Origin of the sequence: Shinella sp. (assembly GCF_035998705.1) — a bacterium.
Lineage (GTDB): Bacteria > Pseudomonadota > Alphaproteobacteria > Rhizobiales > Rhizobiaceae > Shinella.
Window position 1 is genome coordinate 176,518 of record NZ_DASYHH010000009.1, and the last position, 24,700, is coordinate 201,217.

General features: G+C 64.5%; 18 protein-coding genes and 1 pseudogene. 12 read left to right on the forward strand and 7 right to left on the reverse strand.

The window, feature by feature from the left end; translation table 11 throughout:
- Positions 1-3: 3 nt before the first annotated feature.
- Positions 4-1,893, reverse strand: a complete 1,890-nt coding sequence (locus VGN93_RS07625; protein WP_327506968.1) for a peptidylprolyl isomerase — start codon at positions 1,891-1,893, stop codon at positions 4-6.
- A gap of 284 nt (positions 1,894-2,177) precedes the next feature.
- Between VGN93_RS07625 and VGN93_RS07630 the strand changes: the two genes are divergently transcribed.
- The 6 genes and pseudogenes from VGN93_RS07630 to VGN93_RS07655 form a co-directional block, all read left to right on the forward strand.
- A complete protein-coding gene (locus tag VGN93_RS07630) occupies positions 2,178-3,824 on the forward strand; it encodes a Na/Pi cotransporter family protein (protein WP_327506969.1) in 1,647 nt (548 codons plus the stop codon).
- 69 nt (positions 3,825-3,893) lie between these two features.
- Entirely contained in the window at positions 3,894-5,273 is a 1,380-nt protein-coding gene (gene glmU / locus VGN93_RS07635; protein ID WP_327506970.1) for a bifunctional UDP-N-acetylglucosamine diphosphorylase/glucosamine-1-phosphate N-acetyltransferase GlmU, read from the forward strand.
- A 114-nt stretch (positions 5,274-5,387) separates the two neighbouring features.
- Entirely contained in the window at positions 5,388-7,214 is a 1,827-nt protein-coding gene (glmS, locus tag VGN93_RS07640; RefSeq protein ID WP_327506971.1) for a glutamine--fructose-6-phosphate transaminase (isomerizing), read from the forward strand.
- Complete coding sequence (locus tag VGN93_RS07645) at positions 7,211-7,705, forward strand: N-acetyltransferase (protein ID WP_327506972.1); 495 nt, start codon at positions 7,211-7,213, stop codon at positions 7,703-7,705. Before glmS ends, VGN93_RS07645 begins: the two co-directional genes overlap by 4 nt.
- Before the next feature lie 35 nt (positions 7,706-7,740).
- Entirely contained in the window at positions 7,741-8,445 is a 705-nt protein-coding gene (locus tag VGN93_RS07650; protein ID WP_327506973.1) for a DUF502 domain-containing protein, read from the forward strand.
- Positions 8,446-8,449: 4 nt separating this feature from the next.
- Positions 8,450-8,589: pseudogene (locus tag VGN93_RS07655) on the forward strand (IS30 family transposase); the annotation flags it as partial.
- Between the two features lie 20 nt (positions 8,590-8,609).
- On the opposite strand, the gene VGN93_RS07660 reads toward VGN93_RS07655, so the two are convergent.
- Positions 8,610-9,665: a LacI family DNA-binding transcriptional regulator gene (locus tag VGN93_RS07660; RefSeq protein ID WP_327506974.1), complete on the reverse strand. Its 1,056-nt coding sequence runs from the start codon at positions 9,663-9,665 to the stop codon at positions 8,610-8,612.
- Between the two features lie 61 nt (positions 9,666-9,726).
- Positions 9,727-10,632 (reverse strand): SMP-30/gluconolactonase/LRE family protein, encoded by a 906-nt coding sequence (locus VGN93_RS07665; protein ID WP_327506975.1) that lies wholly within the window; start codon positions 10,630-10,632, stop codon positions 9,727-9,729.
- 316 nt (positions 10,633-10,948) lie between these two features.
- On the opposite strand from VGN93_RS07665, the gene VGN93_RS07670 reads away from it, so the two are divergent.
- The 5 genes from VGN93_RS07670 (at position 10,949) to VGN93_RS07690 (ending at position 17,177) form a co-directional block, all read left to right on the forward strand.
- Positions 10,949-12,073, forward strand: a complete 1,125-nt coding sequence (locus tag VGN93_RS07670; protein ID WP_327506976.1) for a sugar ABC transporter substrate-binding protein — start codon at positions 10,949-10,951, stop codon at positions 12,071-12,073.
- Between the two features lie 69 nt (positions 12,074-12,142).
- Entirely contained in the window at positions 12,143-13,684 is a 1,542-nt protein-coding gene (locus VGN93_RS07675; RefSeq protein ID WP_327506977.1) for a sugar ABC transporter ATP-binding protein, read from the forward strand.
- Positions 13,681-14,661 (forward strand): ABC transporter permease, encoded by a 981-nt coding sequence (locus VGN93_RS07680; protein WP_327506978.1) that lies wholly within the window; start codon positions 13,681-13,683, stop codon positions 14,659-14,661. Before VGN93_RS07675 ends, VGN93_RS07680 begins: the two co-directional genes overlap by 4 nt.
- Positions 14,662-14,672: 11 nt before the next feature.
- Positions 14,673-15,644 (forward strand): ABC transporter permease, encoded by a 972-nt coding sequence (locus VGN93_RS07685; RefSeq protein WP_327506979.1) that lies wholly within the window; start codon positions 14,673-14,675, stop codon positions 15,642-15,644.
- Between the two features lie 498 nt (positions 15,645-16,142).
- Complete coding sequence (locus VGN93_RS07690) at positions 16,143-17,177, forward strand: ornithine cyclodeaminase family protein (RefSeq protein WP_327506980.1); 1,035 nt, start codon at positions 16,143-16,145, stop codon at positions 17,175-17,177.
- Positions 17,178-17,179: 2 nt separating this feature from the next.
- On the opposite strand, the gene VGN93_RS07695 is transcribed toward VGN93_RS07690, so the two are convergent.
- A complete protein-coding gene (locus VGN93_RS07695; RefSeq protein ID WP_327506981.1) occupies positions 17,180-19,183 on the reverse strand; it encodes a PAS domain-containing protein in 2,004 nt (667 codons plus the stop codon).
- A gap of 28 nt (positions 19,184-19,211) precedes the next feature.
- Positions 19,212-20,723, reverse strand: a complete 1,512-nt coding sequence (locus VGN93_RS07700; RefSeq protein ID WP_327506982.1) for an ATPase domain-containing protein — start codon at positions 20,721-20,723, stop codon at positions 19,212-19,214.
- A 248-nt stretch (positions 20,724-20,971) separates the two neighbouring features.
- Here VGN93_RS07700 and VGN93_RS07705 point away from each other — a divergent pair, with 248 nt between their 5' ends.
- Positions 20,972-22,057 (forward strand): amidohydrolase, encoded by a 1,086-nt coding sequence (locus VGN93_RS07705; RefSeq protein WP_327506983.1) that lies wholly within the window; start codon positions 20,972-20,974, stop codon positions 22,055-22,057.
- A 119-nt stretch (positions 22,058-22,176) separates the two neighbouring features.
- Here VGN93_RS07705 and VGN93_RS07710 read toward each other — a convergent pair whose 3' ends face one another.
- On the reverse strand, positions 22,177-22,392 hold the full coding sequence (locus VGN93_RS07710; RefSeq protein WP_319318714.1) for a hypothetical protein: 216 nt from the start codon (positions 22,390-22,392) through the stop codon (positions 22,177-22,179).
- Between the two features lie 106 nt (positions 22,393-22,498).
- Complete coding sequence (gene recG, locus VGN93_RS07715) at positions 22,499-24,601, reverse strand: ATP-dependent DNA helicase RecG (RefSeq protein ID WP_327506984.1); 2,103 nt, start codon at positions 24,599-24,601, stop codon at positions 22,499-22,501.
- Between the last annotated feature and the right edge of the window lie 99 nt (positions 24,602-24,700).

Below are 24,700 nucleotides of genomic sequence, written 5' to 3' on the forward strand. Positions count from 1 at the left end.
CCTCTATCGAGCGATGCTCTGTTCGGCGAGCGTGCGGTTGATCGACACGCCATAGGCGGTCTGCAGCGAGCTCACCATCTGGTCGAGGATGTCGTCGCCGCTGGCGCGCGCGACGGCGGCAATCTGCTGGTCCTCGTTGGAAAGCGCGTCGGTCGCCGAGGTGGTGTTCACGTCCGTCACCTTCAGCAGGATCTGGCCTTCGCCATCGACGCCGGGCGTGTTGGCGACATGGCCGACCGGGCCGGCGAAGGCGGCGGCGACGGCGGCCGGGCTCAGCACCGGATCCTGCGCACTGCGGTGTACGCCAGCCTTGTTTTCGACGGCCATGCCGAGTTCGCCGGCAATCGCGGCGAGATCGCCGCCCTTGCGCACGCGCTCGGCCAGCTCTTCCGCCTTCTTGGCGAGCGTCTGGCGCTGCTGCTCGGCCGTCCAGTCGGCCACCACGCGCTCGCGCACCTCGTCGAGCGTGCGGTCGCGATCCGGGATCACGTCGAGCACTTCGAACCAGGCATAACCCTCGCGGCCGACATTGATCGGCTGGGTTTCCGTGCCGACATCCGTCTTGAAGATCTCACCGAGCAGGGCGGCCTTCTCCGGCAGGCCGTTGACCTCTTCGCCCTTCTGGTCGTTGCCCTGGGCGTCGATGCCGTCGATCGTCACGGCCTTCAGGTTGTTCTTGGCGGCGGCTTCCGCAAGGCCGAGGCCGTCGGCGCGGCTGTCCTCCATGCGGTCGTGCACCGCGAGAATGCCGTCGGCGGCTTCGCTCAGCGCCAGCTCGCTGCGCAGCTCTTCCTTCACCTCGTCGAAGGTCTTCAGGTTTTCCGGCTTGATGTTCGTCACGCGCAGGATGATCGGGCCGAAGGTGCCGTCGATGACCGGCGTCGTGCCGCCGTCTGCGGCAACGGCGAAGGCGGGTTCGGCGAACTTCTGGTCCGGCACGTTCGCCTGCGTGAAGTCGCCCAGCAGCACGTCGGTCGCGGTCTTGCCCTGTTCGGCGACGAGCGCGTCGAAGGTCGTGCCGGACGCGAGCTTGGCGGCGGCGGCGTCTGCCGCGGCGCGGTCGGCGAAGGTCAGCTGCTCGATCGTGCGGGTCGCCGGCGTGCGGTACTTTTCCTTGTTCTTGTCATAGTCGGCCTGCAACGCCTCGTCGGTGATGGCGGCCGCGTCCATGATGTCCTTCGGCTCGAGCGCGACATAGACGACCTTGCGGTATTCCGGCGCGCGGTATTTTGCCTTGTTCTGTTCGAACCAGGGGGCGAGCACGTCGTCGCCCGGGGCCTTGACCGGGTCGATATTGGCGTTGCTGAGAATGAGATAGTCGATGGTGCGCGCTTCGTTGCGGTATTGGCGCAGCGCCTCGGTCAGCACGTCCGGCGCCTTGTAGCCGTCGGAGACGGCCTCGACGACCTGCGTGCGGATCGCCACCTGGCTGCGGTTGTTGATATAGTCGTTTTCGCGCAGGCCCGCATTGCGCAGCACCGAGGAGAAGGCGAGGCGGTCGAACTGGCCGTTGACGCCGCGGAAGGCCGGATCGTCGGCGATCAGCTGGGCGAGGCGGCCTTCCGACAGGCCGAGGTTCATGTCGCGCGACAGCTGGTCGAGGGCGGCGCCCGCGACGAGCTCGGCGAAGACCTGGTTCTCGATGCCGAAGGCGCGCGCCTGCTCGGCATTCAGCCGCATGCCGAAGCGCTGCGACATGGTGGCGACCTGGCGCTCATAGGCGAGGCGGAAATCCGTCGGCGACACGCTGACGTCGCCGACGGTCACGACGGAGTTCGCCGTGCCGGTGACGAGAGAGCTCGAAACGCCCCAGACAGCGAAGGAACCGACCAGTACGATCAGCAGGGCTTTTGCCACCCAGGTCTGGGAGGAGCGTCTCAGGGCTTCGAGCATCGTCTAAATTTCCTCAATATCGGCGGCCATGCGGCCGGAAACCGTCTCTTATCGGAAAGTTCACGGGAATTGAAGTCTACTGCGGCGTCGCAATGCGTGGGAAAACGGGAGGTGACGCAAATGTGTCAGGCCGTGCCGATTTCCTTTGCCGGCAAACGAAAATTTTCTGAAATTATTGGCAGAATTTCGCTATTCTGCCCTATCAAGATGCGAAACTTCGTGATCGGATGCGGGATTAGGCAGGTGAGTCCGGTTTTTACCAATATTGATGGAGGTGCACCGACGTGGAATCCACTGTTGTCATGATCAACCTTTTCGGCGCGGTTGCGCTGCTCCTGTTCGGCCTCGCACAGGTGAAGGACGGCATGACGCGGGCTTTCGGCGTGCGGTTGCGCTCCGGACTGGCGCTCGGCACGCGCGGGCCGTTCCGCTCCTTCTTTGCCGGTTTCGTCGCGACGATCGCGTTGCAGAGTTCCACAGCCACCGCGTTGATGATCGCCTCCTTCGTCGAGCGCAAGCTTGTGCGCGCCCGCATGGCGCAGATCGTGCTGCTCGGCGCCAATGTCGGCACGGCCGTCACCGCCTGGCTGGTGGCGACCGGGATCGAATCGGTTTCGCCGCTGGTCATCCTCGTCGGCGTCGTGCTCTACAAGTCGAGCAGTTCGACGGCGCGCCAGGGGCTCGGCGCCGCGCTGGTCGGTATCGGCCTCATGCTGCTGTCGCTGCATCTGCTGAGCCTTGCGACGGAGCCAATGCGCCAGTCGCCCGCGCTCGCAGCCTTCCTGACGCTGCTCGACGGTGCCTGGCCGGTAGCGCTCGCCTTCTCGACGGTGCTTGCCATCATCTCCTCGTCGAGCCTTGCGGTGGTCGTGCTCATCCTGTCGCTGACGGCAATGGGCATCCTGTCGCCGGCGCTGACGGTCATCCTCGTGCTCGGCGCCAATCTCGGCGGCGCCGTGCCGCCGGTCATCGCCACGCTGAAGGCGGCGGCGTCGGCACGGCGCGTGACGCTTGGAAACCTGCTGGTGCGGGGCGTCGGCTGCCTCTGCGTGCTGCCCTTCGCGGGACAGGTCGCAAACCTGCTGGCGCTGCTGCCCATCCCGGCCTCCAAACTGCCGGTCGACGTGCATCTCGCCTTCAACCTGGTGGTGGCGCTGGTGCTCTGGCCCTTGTCCGGGATCGTATCGCGGCTCATGGAAAAGCTCGTTCCGGAAGAAAAGCAGCCGGAGACGGGGCCGAAATATCTCGACGATTCGGCGCTTTCCACCCCGGTCATCGCGCTGTCCGGCGCGACGCGGGAGGTGCTGCGCGTCGGCGATCTCATCGAATCCATGCTGATCCGCTCCATGCGCGCCTTCAACGACAACAATCTCGCCCCGCTCGGCGAGATCGTCGAACTGGAGCGGCAGGTCGATGCCTTGCAGCAGGAAGTGAAGATCTACCTCTCGCGGCTCGGCCGGCAGGGCATCAGCGGCGAAGGTGCCGCGCGGTCGATCGTCATCATCGACTATGCGATCAACCTCGAACATGTCGGCGACATCATCGAGAAGGGGTTGCAGGAGCAGGTGCGCAAGAAAATCGTCAACGGCCTGAAATTCTCCGACGACGGCTACAAGGAGCTTTCCAACCTGTTCAACCTGACGATCGAGAACCTGCGCATCGCCCAAACGATCTTCGTCACGCGCGACGCGGCGCTGGCGCGCCAGCTGGTCGAGGTGAAGGTCGATGTTCGGCGCATGGAGAAACAGTCCTCCGAGCGGCACCTGGAGCGCCTGCGCGACGGCCGGCTCGACAGCCTCCAGACGAGCTCGCTGCATCTCGACATGCTGCGTGACCTGAAGCGCGTCAATGCGCACCTCGTTTCCGTCGCCTATCCTATCCTCGACGAAAGCGGACTGCTGACGGAAAGCCGCCTGCGCAGCGCCAATTAAATCCCTTTGTCTCGCCCCCGGCCTTTTTGCTAAGGAACGGCGACGATTTCGAGTGGACGAGGGATTCCCATGACTGCAGACCGGACGAAGCGCAACTGCCTGGCCGTGATCCTGGCCGCCGGCGAAAGCACGCGGATGAAGTCTTCCAAGTCGAAGGTGCTGCATCCCGTCGCCGGCCGGCCGATGATCGCCCATGTGGTGGATGCGCTGGCCAGGGCCGGCATTTCCGATATCGCGCTGGTGCTCGGCCGCGATGCCGACAAGGTCGAGGCGGCGGCGAAGAATGCCGCCGTGAAGAACTCCGTGCACATCCAGACCGAACGCCTCGGCACCGCCCATGCCGTGCTTGCCGCCCGCGATGCGATCGCCAAGGGGTATGACGACGTGCTCGTCGTGTTCGGCGATACGCCGCTCATCACCGACGCCCCGCTGAAAGCCGCGCGGGACGGCCTTGCCAAGGGCGTCGATGTCGTCGTCATCGGCTTCGAGACGGCCGACCCGACCGGTTACGGCCGCCTGATCGTGGAAGACGGCGAGCTGATCGCGATCCGCGAGCAGAAGGACGCGAGCGAGGCCGAGCGCGCCATCACCTATTGCAACGGCGGCCTGATGGCGATCGACGGGCGCAAGGCGCTCGACCTCATCGACCGTATCGGCAACGACAACGCCAAGGGCGAATATTATCTCACCGACATCGTCGAGGTGGTGCGGGCCTCCGGTGGCCACGCCATCGCCGTCGAGGCGCCCGAGGAGGAACTGACCGGCTGCAACACCCGCGCCGAACTCGCCGTCATCGAACGGCTCTGGCAGCAGCGCCGCCGGCTGGAGATGATGCTGGAGGGCGTGTCGATGATCGCGCCCGAAACCGTCTTCCTCGCCTTTGACACGAAGATCGAGCGCGACGTGACGATCGAGCCGAACGTCTTCTTCGGCCCGGGCGTGACGATCGAAAGCGGCGCCCTCATCCATTCCTTCTCGCATATCGAGGGCGCGCATATTTCAGCGGATGCCGAAGTCGGCCCCTATGCGCGGCTCCGGCCCGGCGCCAATCTCGGCGAAGGCTCGAAGGTCGGCAATTTCTGCGAGGTGAAGAAGGCGGAGATCGGCCGGGGGGCCAAGGTCAACCACCTTACCTATATCGGTGATGCCATCATCGGCGAAAAGACGAATATCGGCGCCGGCACCATCACGTGTAACTATGACGGCATCAACAAGCACCTGACGCAGATCGGCGCCCATGCCTTCATCGGCTCCAATTCGTCGCTGGTCGCCCCGGTCTCGATCGGCAACGGTGCCTATATCGCGTCCGGCAGCGTCGTCACCATGGACGTGCCGGACGACGCCGTCGCCTTCGCCCGTGCGCGGCAGGAGAACAAGGAGGGCAGGGCGGTGCTGATCCGCGCGCGCAACCAGGCGCTCAAGGATGCCAAGAAGAAGGCCGCCGAATAGCGGGCGCCTGCATTAACGGTTGCAATCGAAAGTGAGTGCCGGCGAGTTGCGCCGCAGCAAAAAACCACTACGAAAAGAACGCAATAGAAACTTTTCGAAAGCGCGGAGCGGGCCATGTGCGGAATTGTCGGTATCGTCGGAAACCAGCCTGTCGCCGGGCGGCTCGTCGATGCGCTGAAGCGCCTTGAATACCGCGGCTACGATTCCGCCGGCGTCGCCACCATCGTCGACGGCAAGCTCGCGCGCCGCCGCGCCGAAGGCAAACTCTTCAACCTGGAAAAGCGCCTTTCCGAGGAGCCGCTTGCCGGTACCCTCGGCATCGCCCACACCCGCTGGGCGACGCACGGCGCGCCGACGGAAGCCAATGCCCACCCGCATTTCGTCGATGGCGTGGCGGTCGTGCACAACGGCATCATCGAGAACTTTTCCGAGCTGAAGGACGAACTGATCGCCGGGGGCGCCACCTTCGCCACGCAGACCGACACCGAGGTGGTCGCCCAGCTCGTGGCGAAATACCGCCGCGACGGTCTCGGCCGGCGCGAGGCGATGCACGCCATGCTGCGCCGCGTCACCGGCGCCTATGCGCTCGCCGTGATCTTCGAAGACGACCCGTCGACCATCATGGCCGCCCGCAGCGGCCCGCCGCTCGCCATCGGCTACGGCCGGGGCGAGATGTTTTTGGGCTCCGACGCGATCGCGCTTGCCCCCTTCACCAATGAAATCACCTATCTCGTCGATGGCGACTGGGCGGTGATCGGCCGCGACGGCGCGCATATCTTCGGCCTCGACGGCAACCGCGTCGAGCGCCCGCGCCAGGTGTCTTCCGCCGCCGCCTATCTCATCGACAAGGGCAACCACCGGCACTTCATGGAAAAGGAAATCCATGAACAGCCGGAGGCGATTTCGCACGCGCTCAGCCACTATGTCGATTTCCTCGCCCATACGGTTCGCCCCATTGCCTCGGCGATCGATTTCGCCAAGGTGCCGAGCCTTGCCATATCCGCCTGCGGCACGGCCTATCTCGCGGGCCTCGTCGGCAAATACTGGTTCGAGCGTTATGCCCGCCTGCCGGTCGAGATCGACGTCGCCTCGGAATTCCGCTACCGCGAGATCCCGCTGAACCCGGCCTCGGCCGCGCTCTTCATCTCGCAGTCCGGCGAAACCGCCGATACGCTCGCGTCGCTGCGCTACTGCAAGGAAAACGGCCTGAAGATCGGCGCCGTGGTCAATACGCGCGAATCGTCGATCGCCCGCGAATCGGATGCCGTCTTCCCGATCCTCGCGGGTCCGGAAATCGGCGTCGCCTCCACCAAGGCCTTCACCTGCCAGCTCGCGGTGCTTGCAGCCCTCGCTGTCGGCGCGGGCCGGGCGCGTGGCACGATCAGCGAGGCGGAAGAGAAGGCGCTGGTGCGCAACCTTGCCGAAATGCCGCGCGTCATGGCGGGCGTGCTCAACACCATCCAGCCGTCGATCGAGCAGCTTTCGCGTGAACTCTCGAAGTGCAAGGACGTGCTCTATCTCGGCCGCGGCACCAGCTATCCGCTCGCCATGGAAGGCGCGCTGAAACTGAAGGAAATCTCCTATATTCACGCGGAAGGGTATGCGGCTGGCGAATTGAAACACGGGCCGATCGCGCTGATCGACGAGAACATGCCGGTCATCGTCATTGCGCCGCACGACCGCTTCTTCGACAAGACCGTCTCGAACATGCAGGAAGTGGCGGCGCGCGGCGGCCGGATCATCTTCATCACCGACGAGAAGGGTGCTTCCGCCTCCAAGCTCGAAACCATGGCGACGATCGTGCTGCCGAATGTCGACGAGATCATCGCGCCGATGATCTATTCGCTGCCGATCCAGCTTCTCGCCTACCACACCGCCGTCTTCATGGGCACCGATGTCGACCAGCCGCGCAACCTCGCCAAGTCGGTGACGGTGGAATGATCATCCGTCCTGAACGCGCCGGCGATATCGACGCGATCCGCGCGCTGACGGAGACCGCGTTCAAGACGGCGCCGCACGCCGACGGCACGGAACACATCATCATCGACCGCCTGCGTGCGGCCGGCGCCCTGACGCTTTCGCTCGTCGCGGAGGCCGATGGCGCCGTGGTCGGCCACGTCGCCTTTTCGCCGGTCTCGGTCTCCGATGGCAGCCCGGACTGGTACGGCCTCGGCCCGATCGCCGTCGATCCCGCGCGGCAGGGCGAGGGTATCGGCTCCGGGTTGGTGCGCGAAGGGCTCGCACGATTGAAGGCCCTGGGCGCCGCGGGCTGCGTGCTGCTGGGCGATCCCGTCTATTACGGCCGCTTCGGCTTTGCGCCGGACCCGAAATTGACGCTCGACGGCGTCCCGCCGGAGTATTTCATGCGTGTGGCGTTTTCTCCGGTTTACGGCGGGGGAACCGTTTCCTATCATCCGGGTTTCTACGGCTGAGTGGCCTCCCACGCTCGCCTCACGCTGGATATTCGATGACCGAACTCATCCCGAGACAGTCGCTCGCCACGCGGCTGCGCAACAATTTCCTGACCGGCCTCGTCATCTGCGCGCCGATCGCCATCACCATATGGCTGACCTGGACCTTCATCCGCTGGGCCGACAGCTGGGTAAAACCCTATATTCCGGCGCGCTACAACCCGGAAAGCTACCTCCAGTTCGCCATCCCCGGTTTCGGCCTGCTGACCGCGCTGGTGCTGATCACGCTGGTCGGCTTCCTCGGCAAGAACCTCATCGGCCGCTCGATCGTCGAGTTCGGCGACGGGCTGTTCAACCGCACGCCGCTTGTCCGTACGGTGCACAAGAGCCTGAAGCAGATCTTCGAGACCGTGCTGAAGGACAAGGGCACGTCGTTCAACAAGGCGGCGATGATCGAATATCCCAGCCCCGGCCTCTGGGCGATCGTCTTCGTGGCGACGGATGCGCGCGGCGAGATCGCCTCGAAATTCAAGGCGATGGGCAAGGACATGGTCGCCTGCTTCCTGCCGCCGACGCCGTTTCCGACCGCCGGTTTCCTCGTCTATGTGCCGCGCGAAAAGCTGGTGCCGCTCGATATGAGCGCCGAGGATGCCGCCAAGCTCATCATCTCCGTCGGCCTCGTCACGCCGCCGGAAAAGGCGCTGCAACTGATCGAGGGCGAGGAGCCGCAGCGCAAGGCCAAGAGCAAGAAGAAGAGCTGAGAAAGAGCCGTCGTCGCCCACCGACGATGATCTGAAGGAGATCTGCGACCGGTTGAACACGCCGCCGCGCAAGTGCCTCGGATACAGACGCCGGTCGAGGTGTTCCGCCAGAAGCTGCTCGCGCAGATGCGGTCGGGAGGATAGGATCACCAAGCCCGCAAGTGCTACCGCATCGTGCTTTCGCGCACTTGAAGCTCGAAACCGAGATCGACGATCGACGGGGAAACCGGCCGGTTCGCCAGGCGGTCCAGCACCATCTGCACGGAGCGCCGGCCGATCTCGTAGCGGGGCGTGCGCACGCTGGTCAGCGGCGGATAGGCGACGCGCATCATGTCGAGGTCGTTGAAGCCGCAGATGCCCATGCGGTGCGGCACGGCGATCGCCGCCCGCTGGCATTCGAACAGCACGCCCATGGCCAGGTCGTCATTGTTGCAGAAGACGGCGTCGAGATCGTGGGCTTTCGCCAGCGCATCGGCCAGCAACTGGCCGCCCAGCGACACGCTCGACGGGGTCAGCGTTGTCGTCACCAGCCGGGGGTCGAAGAGCTGTGCCTCCTCCAGCGCCCAGCGATAGCCGGCGAGGCGGCGTTGCGAGCGGGGGTCCATGCGGGCGCCGATGAAGCCGATGCGGCGATAGCCCGCCTCCAGCAGGTGGTTGGTCGCCGTCTTGCCGCCTTCGAAATGGGAAAAGCCGATCAGCATGTCGACCGGATCCTCGCCATGTTCCATGATCTGCACGACCGGGCAGCCGGCGGTTTCGAGCAGTTTTCGTGTGGTCTGCGTCTGGTCGATGCCCGACACGATGAGCGCCGAGGGCCGCTGGCTCAGGAACATGCGGACCAGACGCTCCTCTTCCCGCGGGGAATAGTGGGTGTTGCCCATCTGGATCTGCAACGGGCTTTCGCCGAGCTCATCATAGATGCCGCGCACCGTGTCGGCGAAGACGATGTTGGTCAGCGACGGCACGAGGACGCCGATCACATCGGCCCGCGAGGAGGCGAGTGCGCGCGCGTTCGGGTCGGGCGCATAACCGAGCTGCACGACCGCCGTGTCGATCTGGGCGCGCAGTTCGGCCGAGACGAGGGACGGATCGCGCAGCGCCCGCGACACCGTGATCGCGGCGACGCCGGCGAGCTTGGCGACGTCGGCGATGGTCGGCCGGCCGCTGCCGCGCCGGCTCGCCCTGCGGCCCCGGTCCTTGGAGATGATGTCGTCTGCCACGTCGGCTCCTGCCAGAGCACTCCCGATGAAACAGGATTAGCAGAGTGCTCTATCTCTTTGTTTATCTTGCGCCGTTGACCATGAGCCGCACCGCATAGAGCGAGCTGGTCGCGCAGATGTAGAGGATGTTGCGTTTGGGTCCGCCGAAGACGCAATTGGCGGTGATTTCCGGAACCCGCACCTTGCCGATCAGGGTGCCGTCCGGGTCGTAGCAATGGATGCCGTCCTGCGCGCTGGTCCAGATCCGGCCCGCATCATCCAGCCGGAAGCCGTCGAACAGGCCGACGGTGCAATCGGCAAAGACGCGCCCGCCCGAAACCGTGCCTGCGGCGTCGACATCGAAGACCCGCATATGCGCGGGGTTTTCCGGGCCGTGCGTGCGGCCGGTATCGACGACATAGAGCTGTTTTTCGTCGAGCGAGAAGGCAAGGCCGTTCGGCCGCACCATGTCGGTGATGACCGCGGCGATCTCGCCGGTCGCCGGGTCGACGCGGTAGACGTGGCAGGCGCCGATCTCGCTGTCGGCCTTGTGGCCTTCATAGTCCGTCTCGATGCCGTAGGCGGGATCGGTGAACCAGATGGAGCCGTCCGAGCGCACGACGACGTCGTTCGGCGAATTCAACCGCTTGCCGTTCCAGCGCTCGGCGATCGTGGTGATGCTGCCGTCGTGCTCTGTGCGGCTCACCCGCCGTCCACCGTGCTCGCAGGTCACCAGCCGGCCCTGCCGGTCCGTGGTGTTGCCGTTGGAAAAGTTCGCCGGCTGGCGGAAGACGCTGACGTGACCGTCGGTCTCGTCGTAGCGCAGCATGCGGTCGTTTGGGATGTCCGACCAGACGACGTAGCGCCCGGCGGCAAAGTAGGCAGGGCCTTCGGCCCAGCGGCATCCGGTATGAAGCTGCTCCACCCGGGCACTGTGATTGACCAGACGGGCGAAGCGCCGGTCCAGAATTTCGAAATCGTCAGCCATGGTTCTCCCCCTCGTGCGCGCATGATAGCGCTATCATATGGGAAGTGAATAGCTTTTTTGCGTTGCGATGCATGAATGTGTAAATTCACTGATAATAGGCTAAAGTCCGTGCCTTTCGACCGATAAAAATTCCTTTACAATTTATCATGGTAGCGCTAACCAATTGCAAGACAGCAGCGTTTTCGGGAGGAGAACCAGGACGCTTCGTCAGGGGTTGAGCCGGGCATCCCGCGTGCCGATGCCGGCACTATTCGTGCTGTTTCCGCCTTCGGATCGACGGCCGAAAAAGGCGCGCGCCAAAAGGGAGGAAATGTTGATGGTGAAGTCACTGGCTGGCGGCATCGTTGCCGCCACTGCATTCCTGATGCTTGGATCCGCGGCCTATGCCGAACCCGAGATCGTTACGGGACCATCCGCCGAGCCGGAGTGTTTTGCGCCCTGGTCCGCGGAGACCAAATTTCTCAAATTTCCGAAGAAGGACGGGCCTTATCGCATAGCGCTGGCGAACGGCTACATCGCCAATACCTGGCGCATCCAGATGGTGCAGACCGCCAAGGCCTATGCCGCGCAATCCGATGTCGCGGCCAAGCTGAAAGAGTTCAAGGTCGTCTCGACGGGTGAGGACGTGCCCGCCCAGATCTCGGCGATCAACAACTTCATCGATTCCGGCTACGACGCCATCGTCGTCAACGCCCAGAACCCGACCGCATTCGCACCCGTCATCAAGCGGGCGAAGGAAGCCGGCGTCGTGCTGGTCGCCTTCGACAACATCCTGGATACCGAGGACGCCATCAACGTCAATGTCGACCAGAAGGGTCTCGGCGAGCTGTGGGGCGACTGGCTGGTCAAGCACCTGCCGGAAGGCGGCAAGGTGCTGGAAGTGCGCGGCGTCGCCGGCACGTCGGTCGATACCGACCGGCACGAGGGGATCCATGAGAAGCTCAACGCGTCGGGCAAGACCTTCGAGGTCACCGAGGTCATGGGCAAATGGGACGACGGCGTGGCCCAGAAGGTGACGGCGGACGCCATTGCGACCAGCGGCCCGTTCGACGGCATTACCGGCCAGGGCGGCGATACCGGCATCGTGCAGGCGATGATCGATGCCAAACATCCGTTCGTGCCGTTTGGCGGCGAGACGGAGAACGGCTTCCGCAAGTTCTGCGCCAAATTTGCCGCCGAGGGCCTGAAATGCACGTCGGCCGGGTCCGGTCCGGCCCAGGTCGCGGTTGCGATCAAGACCGCGATCGCGGCACTTGAAGGCCAGGTCGTGCCGCAGGAGGTCAAGCTGCCGCTGGCCATCACGTCCGATCCCGATTTCAAGGATGGCCAGGACTATTTCCCCACCGAATCCGACAATTTCTTCGTCGGCAATGCCTTCCCCAGCTGCGGCATCAATTTCACCGCGCAGGAGATCATGGGGCAGAGCAAGGAAAACCAGTAGGCCCGGCAAGATCGGGCATCGCGCAGGCGTGCGATGCCCGCCTCGGCAAAACGGTTTTCGGGGAGAGTAATGGAACGTGCCGCACCGCTCTTTCGCATGGATGGCATATCGAAACGCTATGGCGGGGTCCGGGCGCTTGAAAAGGCCGAGCTGTCGGTAAGGGCGGGGGCCATCCATGCCATCCTGGGCGAGAACGGCGCCGGCAAGTCGACGCTGATCAAGATCATGGCGGGCGTGGTGGCGCCGGACGAGGGGCAGATGATGCTCGACGGCCGGGCGGTGGATTTTGCCTCGCCGGCGGCGGCGAACGATGCCGGCATCGTCTGCGTCTTCCAGGAACTGTCGCTGATCCCGGAACTGAGCGTCGCCGACAATATCATCATCTCCAATCCGCCGACGCGCTTCGGCATGATCGACCGCAAGGCCCAGCGGCGCCTGGCGGAAGAGGCGCTGGCGCGGGCCGGCGCTGACGACATCCATCCGCTCGCGCTGGTCAAGGACCTGCCGCTGTCGCGCCGGCAGATGGTGGAGATCGCCAAGGCGCTGGCGCGCAAGCCGCGCATCCTCATCCTCGACGAGGCGACCTCGGCGCTGACGGCGGCCGACGTGTCGAAGGTCTTCGCGGTGCTGAAGCGCCTGCGTTCGGAAGGGCTGGCGCTGCTCTACATCTCGCACCGCATGAACGAGATCGCGGAACTGGCGGACGACTGCACCGTCTTTCGCAACGGCAGCAAGGTCGCAAGCTATCCGGCGGGCTCCAGGAGCGACGAGGAGGTCATCGAGATGATGATCGGCCGCGAATATCACAGCGTCTATCCGCCGAAGCCCGACCGTCGCCTGGACAGCGCGCCAATCCTCGAAACGCGCAACCTCACCTGGACGGACCGGCTGCACGACATATCCTTTTCGCTGCGCGCCGGCGAAATCGTCGGTCTCGGCGGACTGGACGGGCAGGGGCAGCGCGACCTTCTTCTGGCGCTGTTCGGGGTGCTGCGCGGGCTGCGCGGCACGGTTCTCGTCGACGGCAAGCCGGTCGCCATCGCCAGCCCGTCGCAGGCGCGTGCGCACGGCATCGGCATGGCGCTCATCCCGGAAGACCGCAAGACCGAGGGGCTGATGCTGCCGATGACGGTGCGCGACAATCTTTCCTTCGCCTCCCTCGACCGGTTGACGCGCGCCGGCATCGTCGACCGCGCAAAGGAACAGGATTTCATCGACCGCATGATGACGCTGCTCGCCATCAAGGCGGGCAGCATCGACGCGCCGGTGGGCGCGCTTTCCGGCGGCAACCAGCAGAAGGTCGTCATCGCGAAATGGCTGATGCGCCAGCCGCGCATCATCCTGCTCAACGATCCGACGCGCGGCATCGATGTCGGCACCAAGCAGGAAATCTACCAGCTGCTGCGCCGGCTGGCCGACGAGGGCGCGGCGATCCTGTTCTATTCGACGGATTATGCCGAACTCATCGGCTGCTGCGACCGCGTCCTCGTCCTCTACGACGGAGCCGTGAAACGGGAGCTGGTGGGGGCGGAGATAACGGAACACGCCTTGATCGCCAGCGCGCTCAACATTCGCTCCGCCGAGAGCATCCATGAGGGAGCCGTGTCATGAAGGACTGGCAATACCGGCTCGCCGAGCAACGGGGCACGCTGACGGCGCTCGTGATCTTCGTCTTGATGTTCGTCATCTATACGGCGAACCATCCGGCGGGTTTCACGGCCAATGTCGTGCAGACTGCTGCCAACAAGGGTGTGCTTCTCGCCTTCATCGCCATGGCGCAGACGCTGGTGGTCATCACCGCCGGCATCGACCTGTCGATCGGCATGATCTTCCTGCTCACCAACTGCCTGGCCTCCTGGCTTGTCGTCGGCACACCGCTGGAGACGGCCTTCGGCGTCATCGTCGTGCTGGCCGTCGGCGCGCTCTGCGGGGCGATCAACGGCGCCATCGTCATCTACGGCCGGCTTCAGCCCATCGTGGCGACGATCGCGACGGGCGCGGTCTATTTCGGTATTGCGCTGCTGCTGCGGCCATTCCCCGGCGGGTCCGTCAACGAGGACCTCGCGGATGCCCTGACGGGGCGGATATTCGGCAGCGTTCCGGCAAGCCTCGTGGCGCTCGCGGCGGTGGTCGTCCTGGTCTGGGTGCCGTTCAGCCGGTCGGTCTACGGCCGCGCCGCCTATGCCGCCGGCTCTTCCGAAACCGCGGCCTACATGTCCGGCATGCCGATCCGGCGCGGCAAGTTCCTCGCCTATACGCTCGCCGGTTTCGTGGCGGCCATCGGCGGGCTGTTCCTCACCTTCTTCACCTATACCGGCGACGCCGCCTATGCGAGCGGCAACGCCTATACGCTGTTCTCGATAGCGGCCGTGGTGCTGGGCGGCGTGTCGCTGTTCGGCGGCAAGGGCAGCGCGATCGGCGCGGTCTTCGGCGCGCTGGCGTTCCGCACGATCGGCGACCTGCTGTTCGTCTTCGATCTCGATCCGCTCTGGCAACCGCTGTTCCAGGGCCTTATTCTGCTTGCGGCGGTCAGCCTGGGCGCCTTCGCGCTGTTCCGGGTGCGCAACCGGTTGGAGTGGTTCCTGTGAGCGAGACGGCAATGACGCGTGCAACGGGGCGCAAGCCGGGCTTTATTCGTCGCTTCGATCCGGCGGTGCTGACGGCCTTCGGCTGCATCATCCTCCTTCTCGTTCTGGGCAGCCTCTATTCCCGCAACTTCCTGTCGCCGGACTATCTGTTGCAGCAGCTGAAAGTGGCGTCCTTCCTCGGCGTCATCGCCACGGGCATGATGCTCGTCATCCTGCTCGGGCAGATCGACCTTTCCGTGCCATGGGCCGTGGCGACCGGCGCGATGATGGCCTGCGCGGCTGCCGCCTACGGCCCCTTCGGCGTGGCGCTGGCCATCCCGTTCGGCATTCTCTGCGGCGTCGCCATCGGTGTCGTCAACGGCATCGGGGTCGCCTATCTGCGCATCCCGTCGATGATCGTGACGCTCGCCACCAATGCCGTGGCGCAAGGCGTGATGGTGGTCTATACGGGCGGCTTCTCGCCGCAGGATTCCGCCACCGAGGCCATGCGCTTTCTCGCCACCGGTGCCCTCATCCCCCGCGTCCCGAACGTCGTCTTCATCTGGGCGCTGATCGGCGCGGCCATGGTCTTCGTCCTCGGACGAACCGGTTTCGGCCGCGCGGTCTACGGCATCGGCAATCGCGAGCGCGCGGCCTATCTCTCCGGCATCAACACCCGGCGCATCGTCATGATCGCCTTCGCCGTCTCGGGCGGCCTTTCGGCCTTCGGTGGCGTTCTGCTCGCCGGCTATGCCTCCAAAGCCGCGCAATCCATGGGCGACGCCTATCTGCTGCCGGCGATCGCCGCGGTCGTTCTCGGCGGAACCTCCATCCTCGGCGGCCGGGGCACCTATCTCGGCACCGTCGCCGGCGTCATCCTCATCACGCTGCTGCAATCGATCCTCTCCGTCATGCAGATGCCGGAAGCCGGACGCCAGATCATCTACGGCCTGGTGATCGTGCTCATGCTGCTGCTCTACGGCCGCGCGCCGGCGAGCCGCTAACCCTGTCCCCATCCCAGGGGCCGCCGTAGAAGGTCTTGTCGATATGGCTGCGCATGTCGCGGAAGTCGGCGGCATCAGCTGGCCCTGCGCGTCAAAGGCCGCAGCGCCCGGAGAAACCACCGCCGTCGCGTCGAGAATCTCAGTGATCCGGTGCCAACACCGCCCATAAAGCCGCGTCGCGACAGGCTGAATTGTGAGTGATCCATTTATTCCCCTCATTGTATGCAATTATTGTGAACCTCAAGCGCCTTTGCGCCATCAAAAATTGATCCTGGCGAATGAGGGTGGTTCCGCCCGTCGTCTGTTGGCAGGTCCGGCAAGCAATGAGGCGCCAAAATGTATACAGTTATTAGTATTACTCCGCGCAATTATTTCCAAAAATTTGTAAGCAAAAATTCTTGACATTGCATACAGGTGCCGTAGCCTGAATTCCTGGAAGATGAAAATCCCTGCCGACGATACGAATTCCAACATCACCCGAAGCCAGCGAGAACGCCGATGGATGTCGATATCAGAACCGACCGTCACCTCTCACCACGCACGACCCTCGTATTGTCCCGGTCCGAGATCGAAGGGTTGGTGACCATGGCGGAGGTCATCGAGGCCGTGGAGGCCGCCCATGCCGATATGTCCAACGGCACGGCCGCGCAGCCGGCGGCAACTGCGATGAGGCTTCCTTCCGGCACGGGCGCCTTCCTGGCGATGCCGGCACTCGCCGACCGTCAAGGGCTCGCCGTCGTCAAGCTCCTGGCCGATATTCCCGACAATACGGCGCGCAACCTGCCGATGCAGCGATCGGTCGCCCTGCTGGTGTCGCAGGAGACGGGCGCGCCGGTGGCGATCTTTCATGGCCAGATCCCGACCCGCATCCGGACGGCGGCGGCGAGTGCGGTGGCCACGCGGCACCTGTCACGCCTCGATAGCCGTGTGCTCGGCTTGATCGGCGCAGGTGCCCTTGCCGTCGAGCATGTGCGCGCCATCAGCGAGGTCCGCTCCATCGAGCGCGTGCTGGTGTGGTCGCGCACGGCCGCCACCGTCGCCGGCTTCATCGAACGGGTCGGCAAGGACTTCCCCGATCTCGTGCTGGAGGCCGCCGCCTCGCCGCAGGATGTTTTTGCGCAATCCGATGTGGTCTGTACGCTGACGCCGTCGCGCGAGGCCCATGTGGAGGGCGCCTGGTTCAAGCCGGGCCAGCACATCAATGCGGTCGGCGCGCCGCCGCGCCCGGACCACCGCGAGATCGATGCCGCAGGCATGGCGCGGGCGCGGGTCTTCCTCGACAGCGTGCCGATGGCCATGCACGATTCTGGCGACCTGCTGATGGCCATCGCCGAGGGCGCGATCACCAAGGAACAGGCGTCCACCGAGATCGGCGACGTCATCACGGGGGCTGCCTCGGGCCGGACGTCGGCGGAGGAGATCACCCTGTTCAACTCCGTCGGCCTCGCCGTCCAGGACCTGGCGATCGGCGCGCTTCTTGTCGCAAGAGCGCGCGAAAAGGGCGTCGGCATGGAAATCGACCTCACCGCCTGATCCTACGCGGTATCGAGGACCTTGGAAATTTCCAGCGCGAGTTGCTGCTGCGTGTAGGGCTTTCCGAGGCGCGCGACTTCGAAGCCCAGTTCGGCCGGCAGTTCGGAATATCCCGATGCGATCAGGATGGGCAGGTCCGGAAAGAGGGCGCGGGCGGCCTTGGCGAGTTCGCCGCCGTTCATGCCCGGCATGGAATAGTCCGTTATCAAAAGGTCGATGGGTCCGTCCTGCTTGAGACGTTCGAGCGCGTCCTTGCCCGAATGCGCTTCCACGACCTCGTGGCCGAGATCCGCCAGCATGTCGACCGAACTCATCGCGATCAGGAAATCATCGTCCACCAGCAGGATGCGCTTCGGACCGGAATTGCGGCCTTGCGGGGAGGGTGCCGGTTCGTTCGGCTGGGCGGGCGCCTGTTTCGAGACGGGGACCCAGAGTTCGGCGGTCGTGCCTTTTCCAGGCGCACTGACGAGCCGCAATCCGCCCTTCAACTGCAATGCCAGGCCGTGGATCATCGACAATCCCAGCCCCGTGCCTTTGCCCAGTTCCTTTGTCGAAAAGAAGGGCTCGATCGCCTTCTGCAACGTTTCCTCGTCCATGCCATGGCCTTGGTCGGTCACCGAAAGAACGCCGTATCGTCCCGGCGCGAGCTCGTCGTCCCGATGCGGCCGATCGCGCTCGGTCAACGCGATGCGGATGGTTCCCCCGTCCGGCATGGCATCGCGCGCATTGACGACGAGATTGAGCAAAGCCAATTCCAGCTGATTGGAGTCGGCGAGCACCGGGTCCAGACCGTCGGGGATGGCGGTTTCGATAACGACGCCGGTGCCCACGGAGCGTTTCATCAGGTCGTCCATTCCCCGCACCAGTCCGCCGAGATCGACCGAACCGATGTGAAGGTCCTGGCGCCGGGCGAAGGCGAGAAGCCGCTGCGTCAACGATGCGCCCCGCCTGGCGCCTTGAAGGGCGCCATCGATCAGCCGGATGGCGTTCGGATTGTCGCCGGTGTGTTTTCGCAGCAATTCGAGGTTCGCAAGCACCGCCATCAACAGATTGTTGAAATCGTGCGCGACGCCGCCTGTCAGCTGGCCGATCGCTTCCATCTTCTGGGCCTGCCGGAGCTGCTCCTCGGCATGTTCCCGCTGCGCCACTTCCGCCATCACGACGGCATGGGCTTCGTGCAGTTCGGCGGTCCGCTCCGCGACCCGCTCCTCCAGCACTTCGTTGAGCTGGCGCTGGTGTTCCTCCGACCGCATCCGGGCGGTGATGTCGGACGACACGCCAACCATCTTCACGGCTTTGCCGGTTCTGTCCCGGTAGAGTTGCGCCCTGATTTCCGCCCAATGCGTGGAGCCGTCCGGCCGGATCGTGCGATATTCAATCGCATAATCCGCGCCCGTTTCGATCGTTGCCTTCACCGCCGCCTTCATTCGCTCCACGTCGTCGGGGTGAATGCGCTCCAGAAGCTGCTCGTAGGTGAAGCCCTCCTCGGGATCGAACCCGAAGACGGCGCGGCAGGTCGGCGACGTCGTCAGGGCATTCGTAGCGAGGTCGAGCTCCCAGGCACCCAGTCGACCCGCTTCCAGGGCCGTCTGAAGCCTTCTCTCGCCTTCATCCAGTGCCTCCATGCGCAAGCGGGCCTCATATTGACGCCGCCGGCCGCGTAGCGCCGAGCGTGCAACGCTTACGAACGTGGTGGCGTGGAACGGCCTTTCGATGAAACTGACATTCCCAAGAGTCTCCAAAACCCGCGCGGCCGCGGGGTTGCGCTCGGGCCCGCCACCGCGATGCGTGAGGATGATGAAGGGGAGGTCGGACCAGCTCGGCTGCGCCTCGAGCCAACTTGAAATCTGCCGAAGGTCGGAGGAACGCAGCGCCTCCTCGGTGATGATCGCAAAGGCGGTGTCTTCATCGAGCGCGTCGATGAAAGCCTGGAGATTAGGCGCCGTCTTCGACGGAATCCCGGCTTCGGCCAGAAGCGAAGCGGCGATCTGCGCATCGCGTCCCATCGGGGCGTGAAGAAGGGCGAAGGCGTTTCTACTGGGAATCGGCCTGCCCCTCTCTTGTCGGTGTCAGCAACGGTTGTCTTTCGCCGACGAATGTCGGCACGCCGCGCAAGACGCCCTGGAAGCCGGAGAGCGGTTCGCCCAGCATTAGCCCGGTATTGCCGATGCGGAATTCACGGATGGTATCTTCGTGCCAGCCGGTCCGTTTTTTGATGACCGAAACGGCGCGCCTGACTTTTCCAAGCGCTTCGAAATAGCGCAAAAGAATAACGGTATCGGCAAGATAGGTCACATCGACCGGCGACTTCATGTCTCCGACGAGGCCGTGCTGGGCGACCGTGACAAAGGTGTTGGTTCCCTGGCGATTGAGATATTGCAGTAGCTCATGCATGTGGAGAATGAGCGCATTTTCCTCCGGCATCGACGCCTGATACCCATTGACGCTGTCGATGACGACCGTCTTCGCATTAAAGCTTGCGACGCGGTCGCGGACACGTTGGGTGAATTCCCCGGGCGACAGCTCGGCTGCATCCAACTGCTCGATATGGATGAGCCCATCCCTCTGGTACTGTTCCAGGTCCATGTCCATTGCCTTCGTCCGGGAAAACAGCAGCCCCAGTTCCTCGTCGAAGATGAAGATTGCCGCCTTTTCTCCCCGTTGCACGGCCGCTTTGACGAATTGCAGCGTAAAAAGGCTCTTGCCCGTGCCTGCCGGCCCGATGAGGAGTGTGCTCGATCCGCGCTCGATGCCGCCGCCAAGCAACTGGTCGAACTGGGCAATTCCGCTTTTCAGCGTATCGCGCTCGAAGCTTGCCCGGTGTTCCACGGCGCGAAGACGCGGGAAAACGGAGATACCGCCGGTTCTGATGATGAAATCATGGTATCCGCCGCGAAAGGCCTGCCCGCGGTATTTCGTTACCCGCAGACGGCGCCTTTCGGAACCATAGCCCGGCGCGAGCTGCTCCAGATGGATGACGCCGTGCACGATGCTGTGGACCGTCTTGTCGAGGGTGTCGGCCGTCATGTCGTCGAGAAGCAGAACGGTTGCTCCGGTCTTCGAGAAGAAGTGTTTCAAGGCCAGGATCTGCCGGCGATAGCGCAGCGAACTCTGTGCCAGAAGCCTGATTTCCGAAAGGCTGTCGAGCACGACCCGGTTCGGTTGCAGCGTTTCGAATGCTTCGAAGATCATCCGCGTGGTTTCGCCGAGCTCCAGATCGGAGGAATAGAGCAGGCTCTGGCGCTGGTCTTCGTCCAGCAGGCTTTCCGGCGGCACGAGCTCGAAGATCTTGATCGTATCCGCAATCTCCATGCCGTGCGACGCCGCACTGTCGCGCAGTTCCTCCTCGGTCTCGGACAGCGTGATGTAGAGACACTTTTCTCCACGCTCTGCACCCTCCCGGAGAAATTGCAGCGCAATCGTCGTCTTGCCGGTGCCGGGCGATCCTTCGAGAAGGAAAACGTGACGGCGCGTCAGGCCGCCGGCCAGGACATCGTCAAGCCCGTCAACGCCCGTAAGTGCCTTTGTTCGTGTGGTTTCGCCCATGCATCTTCCTCTATCGCGTCGGGCGATACATAGAGCCGGTCAGCGACATGGCAACAGCGGCGAGGCGGCACGAACGTCCAATTTTGTTACATTGATGGGAGTGCCTCGTTCATCGACGACAGGCTTGGAAGCGCAAGAAGCCGATCATAAAGACCGTCGTCCGCATCGTAGCCACCCCATTCCAGGCAGTCGGCAAACTTCCGCCGCCGTTGATCCGCGTCCAGCGCATCCTCGCGGGCGCCTTTGGCATGCAGGCCCGCATGGCGCTCGCGCGGCACCTGACGGAGAGCGGCCTGCCGGGCACCGTGCGCTACTACGGCTGCCCCGGCGAGGAGGGCGGTTCCGGCAAGACCTTCATGGTGCGGGCGGGACTGTTTGCGGATGTCGATGCGGCGCTGACCTGGCATCCCGCGCCCTTCAACGGTGTGCGCTCGACCAACAATCTCGCGGTGCTCGAATATTACTATCGTTTCAAGGGTATCGCCGCCCATGCCGCCAATGCCGCGCATCTCGGCCGGTCCGCGCTGGATGCCGTCGAACTGATGAATGTCGGCGTCAATTTCCTGCGCGAACACATGCCGCAGGATTGCCGCGTGCACTATGCCATCACCGATACCGGCGGCCGCGCCGCGAATGTCGTGCAGGCGCAGGCCGAGGTGCTGTATCTCATCCGCGCGCCGGAGATGCGCCAGGCGCTCGATCTGGCGGCGCGTGTCGGGAAGGTGGCGCAGGGGGCTGCCATGATGACCGAAACCCGGGTGGAGACCGTCTTCGATACGGCGTCCACCAATCTCCTGCCCAACATCACGCTGGAGACCACCATGCACGAGAACATGGTGGCGCTCGGCCCCATCGCCTTCGATGAAGCCGACCTTTCCTTCGCGCGCTCGATCCAGCAGACGTTCACGGAGGAAGCGATCCGGAGCAGCATCCGCCTTTACCAGATCAAGGGCGACGTCTTTTCCAATGCCAAGATCGACGGTTCGACGCCGCTGCATCTGGGCTTACGCGAATTCGAAGGCCAGTCGCATTTCCGCGCCGGCTCGACCGATGTTGGCGATGTCAGCTGGGTGACGCCGACGGCCCAGTGCTGGACGCCGGCTTGGGCGATCGGCACGAACCCGCATACCTGGCAGGTGGTGGCGCAGGGCAAGAGCCCGGCGGCGCACAAGGCGATGGCGCATGCCGCCAAGGTGCTCGCCACGACCGGATTTTCATTGCTGACGTCGCCGCAATTGCTGGCAGCTGCCAAGGCGGAATGGGCGGACAAGACGGACGGCAGACCCTATGTCTGCCCCATCCCGCCGGAGGTGATGCCGAACGCCCGCCATTAGGCGGCGTTGCAGGCATCCAACGGGCATGCCAAGGCGAGCTGGCTGACGCGCATCCTCGCCTCGGCGTTGGTCGAATTCTCCTGGCCCGGCGCGATCATGCGCACAGGTCATGGACGACCTTATTTCGCGGCTGTCGCGTCCTTCCGGTCTTCCAGAATCAGCGCATCGGCTTCTGCCGGCAGGCGGGATTGTTTTTCGGTGGTGTTGACGCTTGCCGTCGTGATCGTCCTGTCGACGTCCGCTTCGGCCGAGCCCTTGGTGTGATAGGCGCAATCCGCAAAGGCGGCGGATGCCGAAAGGCCAAACGCTGCTGCGACTACGAGAACTGTCTTCATGGCATTTCTCCTTCTTCGCTGGTGCACAGCCAGTATGCCTTCACGCGCGATATCGGCGAAATCACGATTTTGTGGCTGTAGCGTTTCCGCACTTTGCCGGGATTTCTTAGCCGGCTCTGAGGAATCGTATCGCCTCGTCGCGGCGGTAGAGATAGAGCAGCGTGCGGATCGCTTCGCCGCGCTCGCCCGTCAGCTCCGGGTCGCGCTCCAGCATATAGGCGGCGTCCTTGCGGGCGATCTCCAGCAGGTCGCCATGCGCTTCGAGGCTCGCCACCAGGAAACCCGGCGTGCCGGACTGGCGCGTGCCCAGAAGCTCACCTTCACCGCGCAGCTTCAGATCCTCCTCGGCAATGCGAAACCCGTCCTCCGTCTCGCGCAGGATGGAAAGACGCGCGCGGCCGTTTTCGCTGAGCGGCCCCTTGTAGAGCAGGATGCAGCTCGACGCTTCCTCGCCGCGCCCGACGCGTCCGCGCAGCTGGTGAAGCTGGGCGAGGCCGAATCGTTCGGCATGCTCGATCACCATGATGGACGCATCCGGCACGTCCACGCCGACCTCCACGACCGTCGTCGCGACGAGCAGCCGCGTTTCGCCGCTCTTGAAGGCGAGCATGGCCGCATCCTTCTCCGGCCCGCTCATCCGCCCATGCACCAGCCCCGCCGCCGGGCCGAAGACGCTCGCAAGCGTCGCGTGCCGCTCCTCGACGGACATCAGGTCGCTTTCCTCGGATTCTTCCACCAGCGGGCAGATCCAATAGGCCTTCTTGCCCTCGGCAAGGGCGGCGCGCAGGCGATCGACGATCTCGCCGACGCGCTCCTGCGCCATCACGACGGTCTGGATCGGCTTGCGGCCGGCCGGTTTTTCCGTGAGCTTCGAGACGTCCATGTCGCCGAAGGCGGCCAGCACCAGCGTTCGCGGGATCGGCGTCGCCGTCATCACCAGCATGTGCGGCGAGATGCCCTTCGCCGTCAGCCGCAGGCGCTGGTGCACGCCGAAACGGTGCTGCTCGTCGACGACGGCGAGCACGAGGTCCTTGTAGGCGACATTGTCCTGGAACAGCGCATGCGTGCCGATGACGATCTGCGTTTGCCCGGATGCGATGCGGTCGAGAATGGCCTCGCGCTCGCGCCCCTTCGTGCGGCCGGTCAGGACGTCGATGGTGACGCCCGCCGGTGCTGCCATGCGCGACAGCGTCGCAAAATGCTGCCGGGCGAGGATTTCCGTTGGGGCCATCAACACGGCCTGTCCGCCGGATTCGACTGCCGCAAGCATCGCCATCAGCGCCACCGCCGTCTTGCCCGCGCCGACATCGCCTTGCAGCAGCCGCAGCATGCGCTGTTCGGCGGTCATGTCCTTCAGCACTTCAGCGATCGCCACCTGCTGGCTGTTGGTCAGCGAAAAGGGCAGGGCGTCGATGACCGGACGGCTGAGCTTTCCGGTCGCAACGACCGGCCGGCCGGCGACCTTGCGCAGGCGCTGGCGCACCAGGGCGAGCGAAATCTGGCCCGCCAGGAACTCGTCATAGGCGAGCCGGCGACGGGCCGGGGCCTGCGGGTCGAGGTCCGTCTCGTCGCGCGGATCGTGCAGGCGGTGGAAGGCATCGAAGGCGGAGGGGAAATCCTGCCGCTGCAACAGCGTCGCCTCGATCCATTCCGGCAGGTGCGGCACCCGCGCGATCGCCGCCTCGACGACCTTGCGCAGCACGCGCGATGTGAGCCCGGCGGTCAGCCCATGCACCGGCTCGACCAGCGGAACGTTGTCCGCTTCGCCAAGCCGCGCCATGTAGTCCGGATGCACCATGGAGGCGCGGCCGTTGAACCAGTCGACCTTGCCGCTGACCACGACGGTCTCGTCCACCGGCAGCGCCTTCTCCAGCCAGTTGCCCTTGACCCGGAAGAAGGTCAGCGCCAGTTCCCCGGTCTCGTCGTGGAGGAAGACGCGATAGGGCTGGTTCGATTTGCCGGGCGGCGGCTGGTGGCGATCGACCCGGCCGGTGATCGTGACGATGACGCCCGGCGGCGCATGGGCGATTCCCGGCTGGTTGCGGCGATCGACGATCGAGTGCGGAAAATGGAAGACGAGGTCGATGACCCGGCAATCCTCGATGCTCTCGTGGTTCAGCAGGCGCGCGAACAGATCCCCGAGCTTCGGGCCGATGCCGGGAAGCGAGGAGAGGGGGGCGAAGAGCGGATCGAGCAGGGCGGGACGCATGACCGGCAAAATCGCCGGAGAAGGACGCTTTGGCAAGGCTGACAAGTGGCTTTTGCCGGTCTATAGAAGCGCCGGATGGTTGAGGTTGTTGGAAAAGGC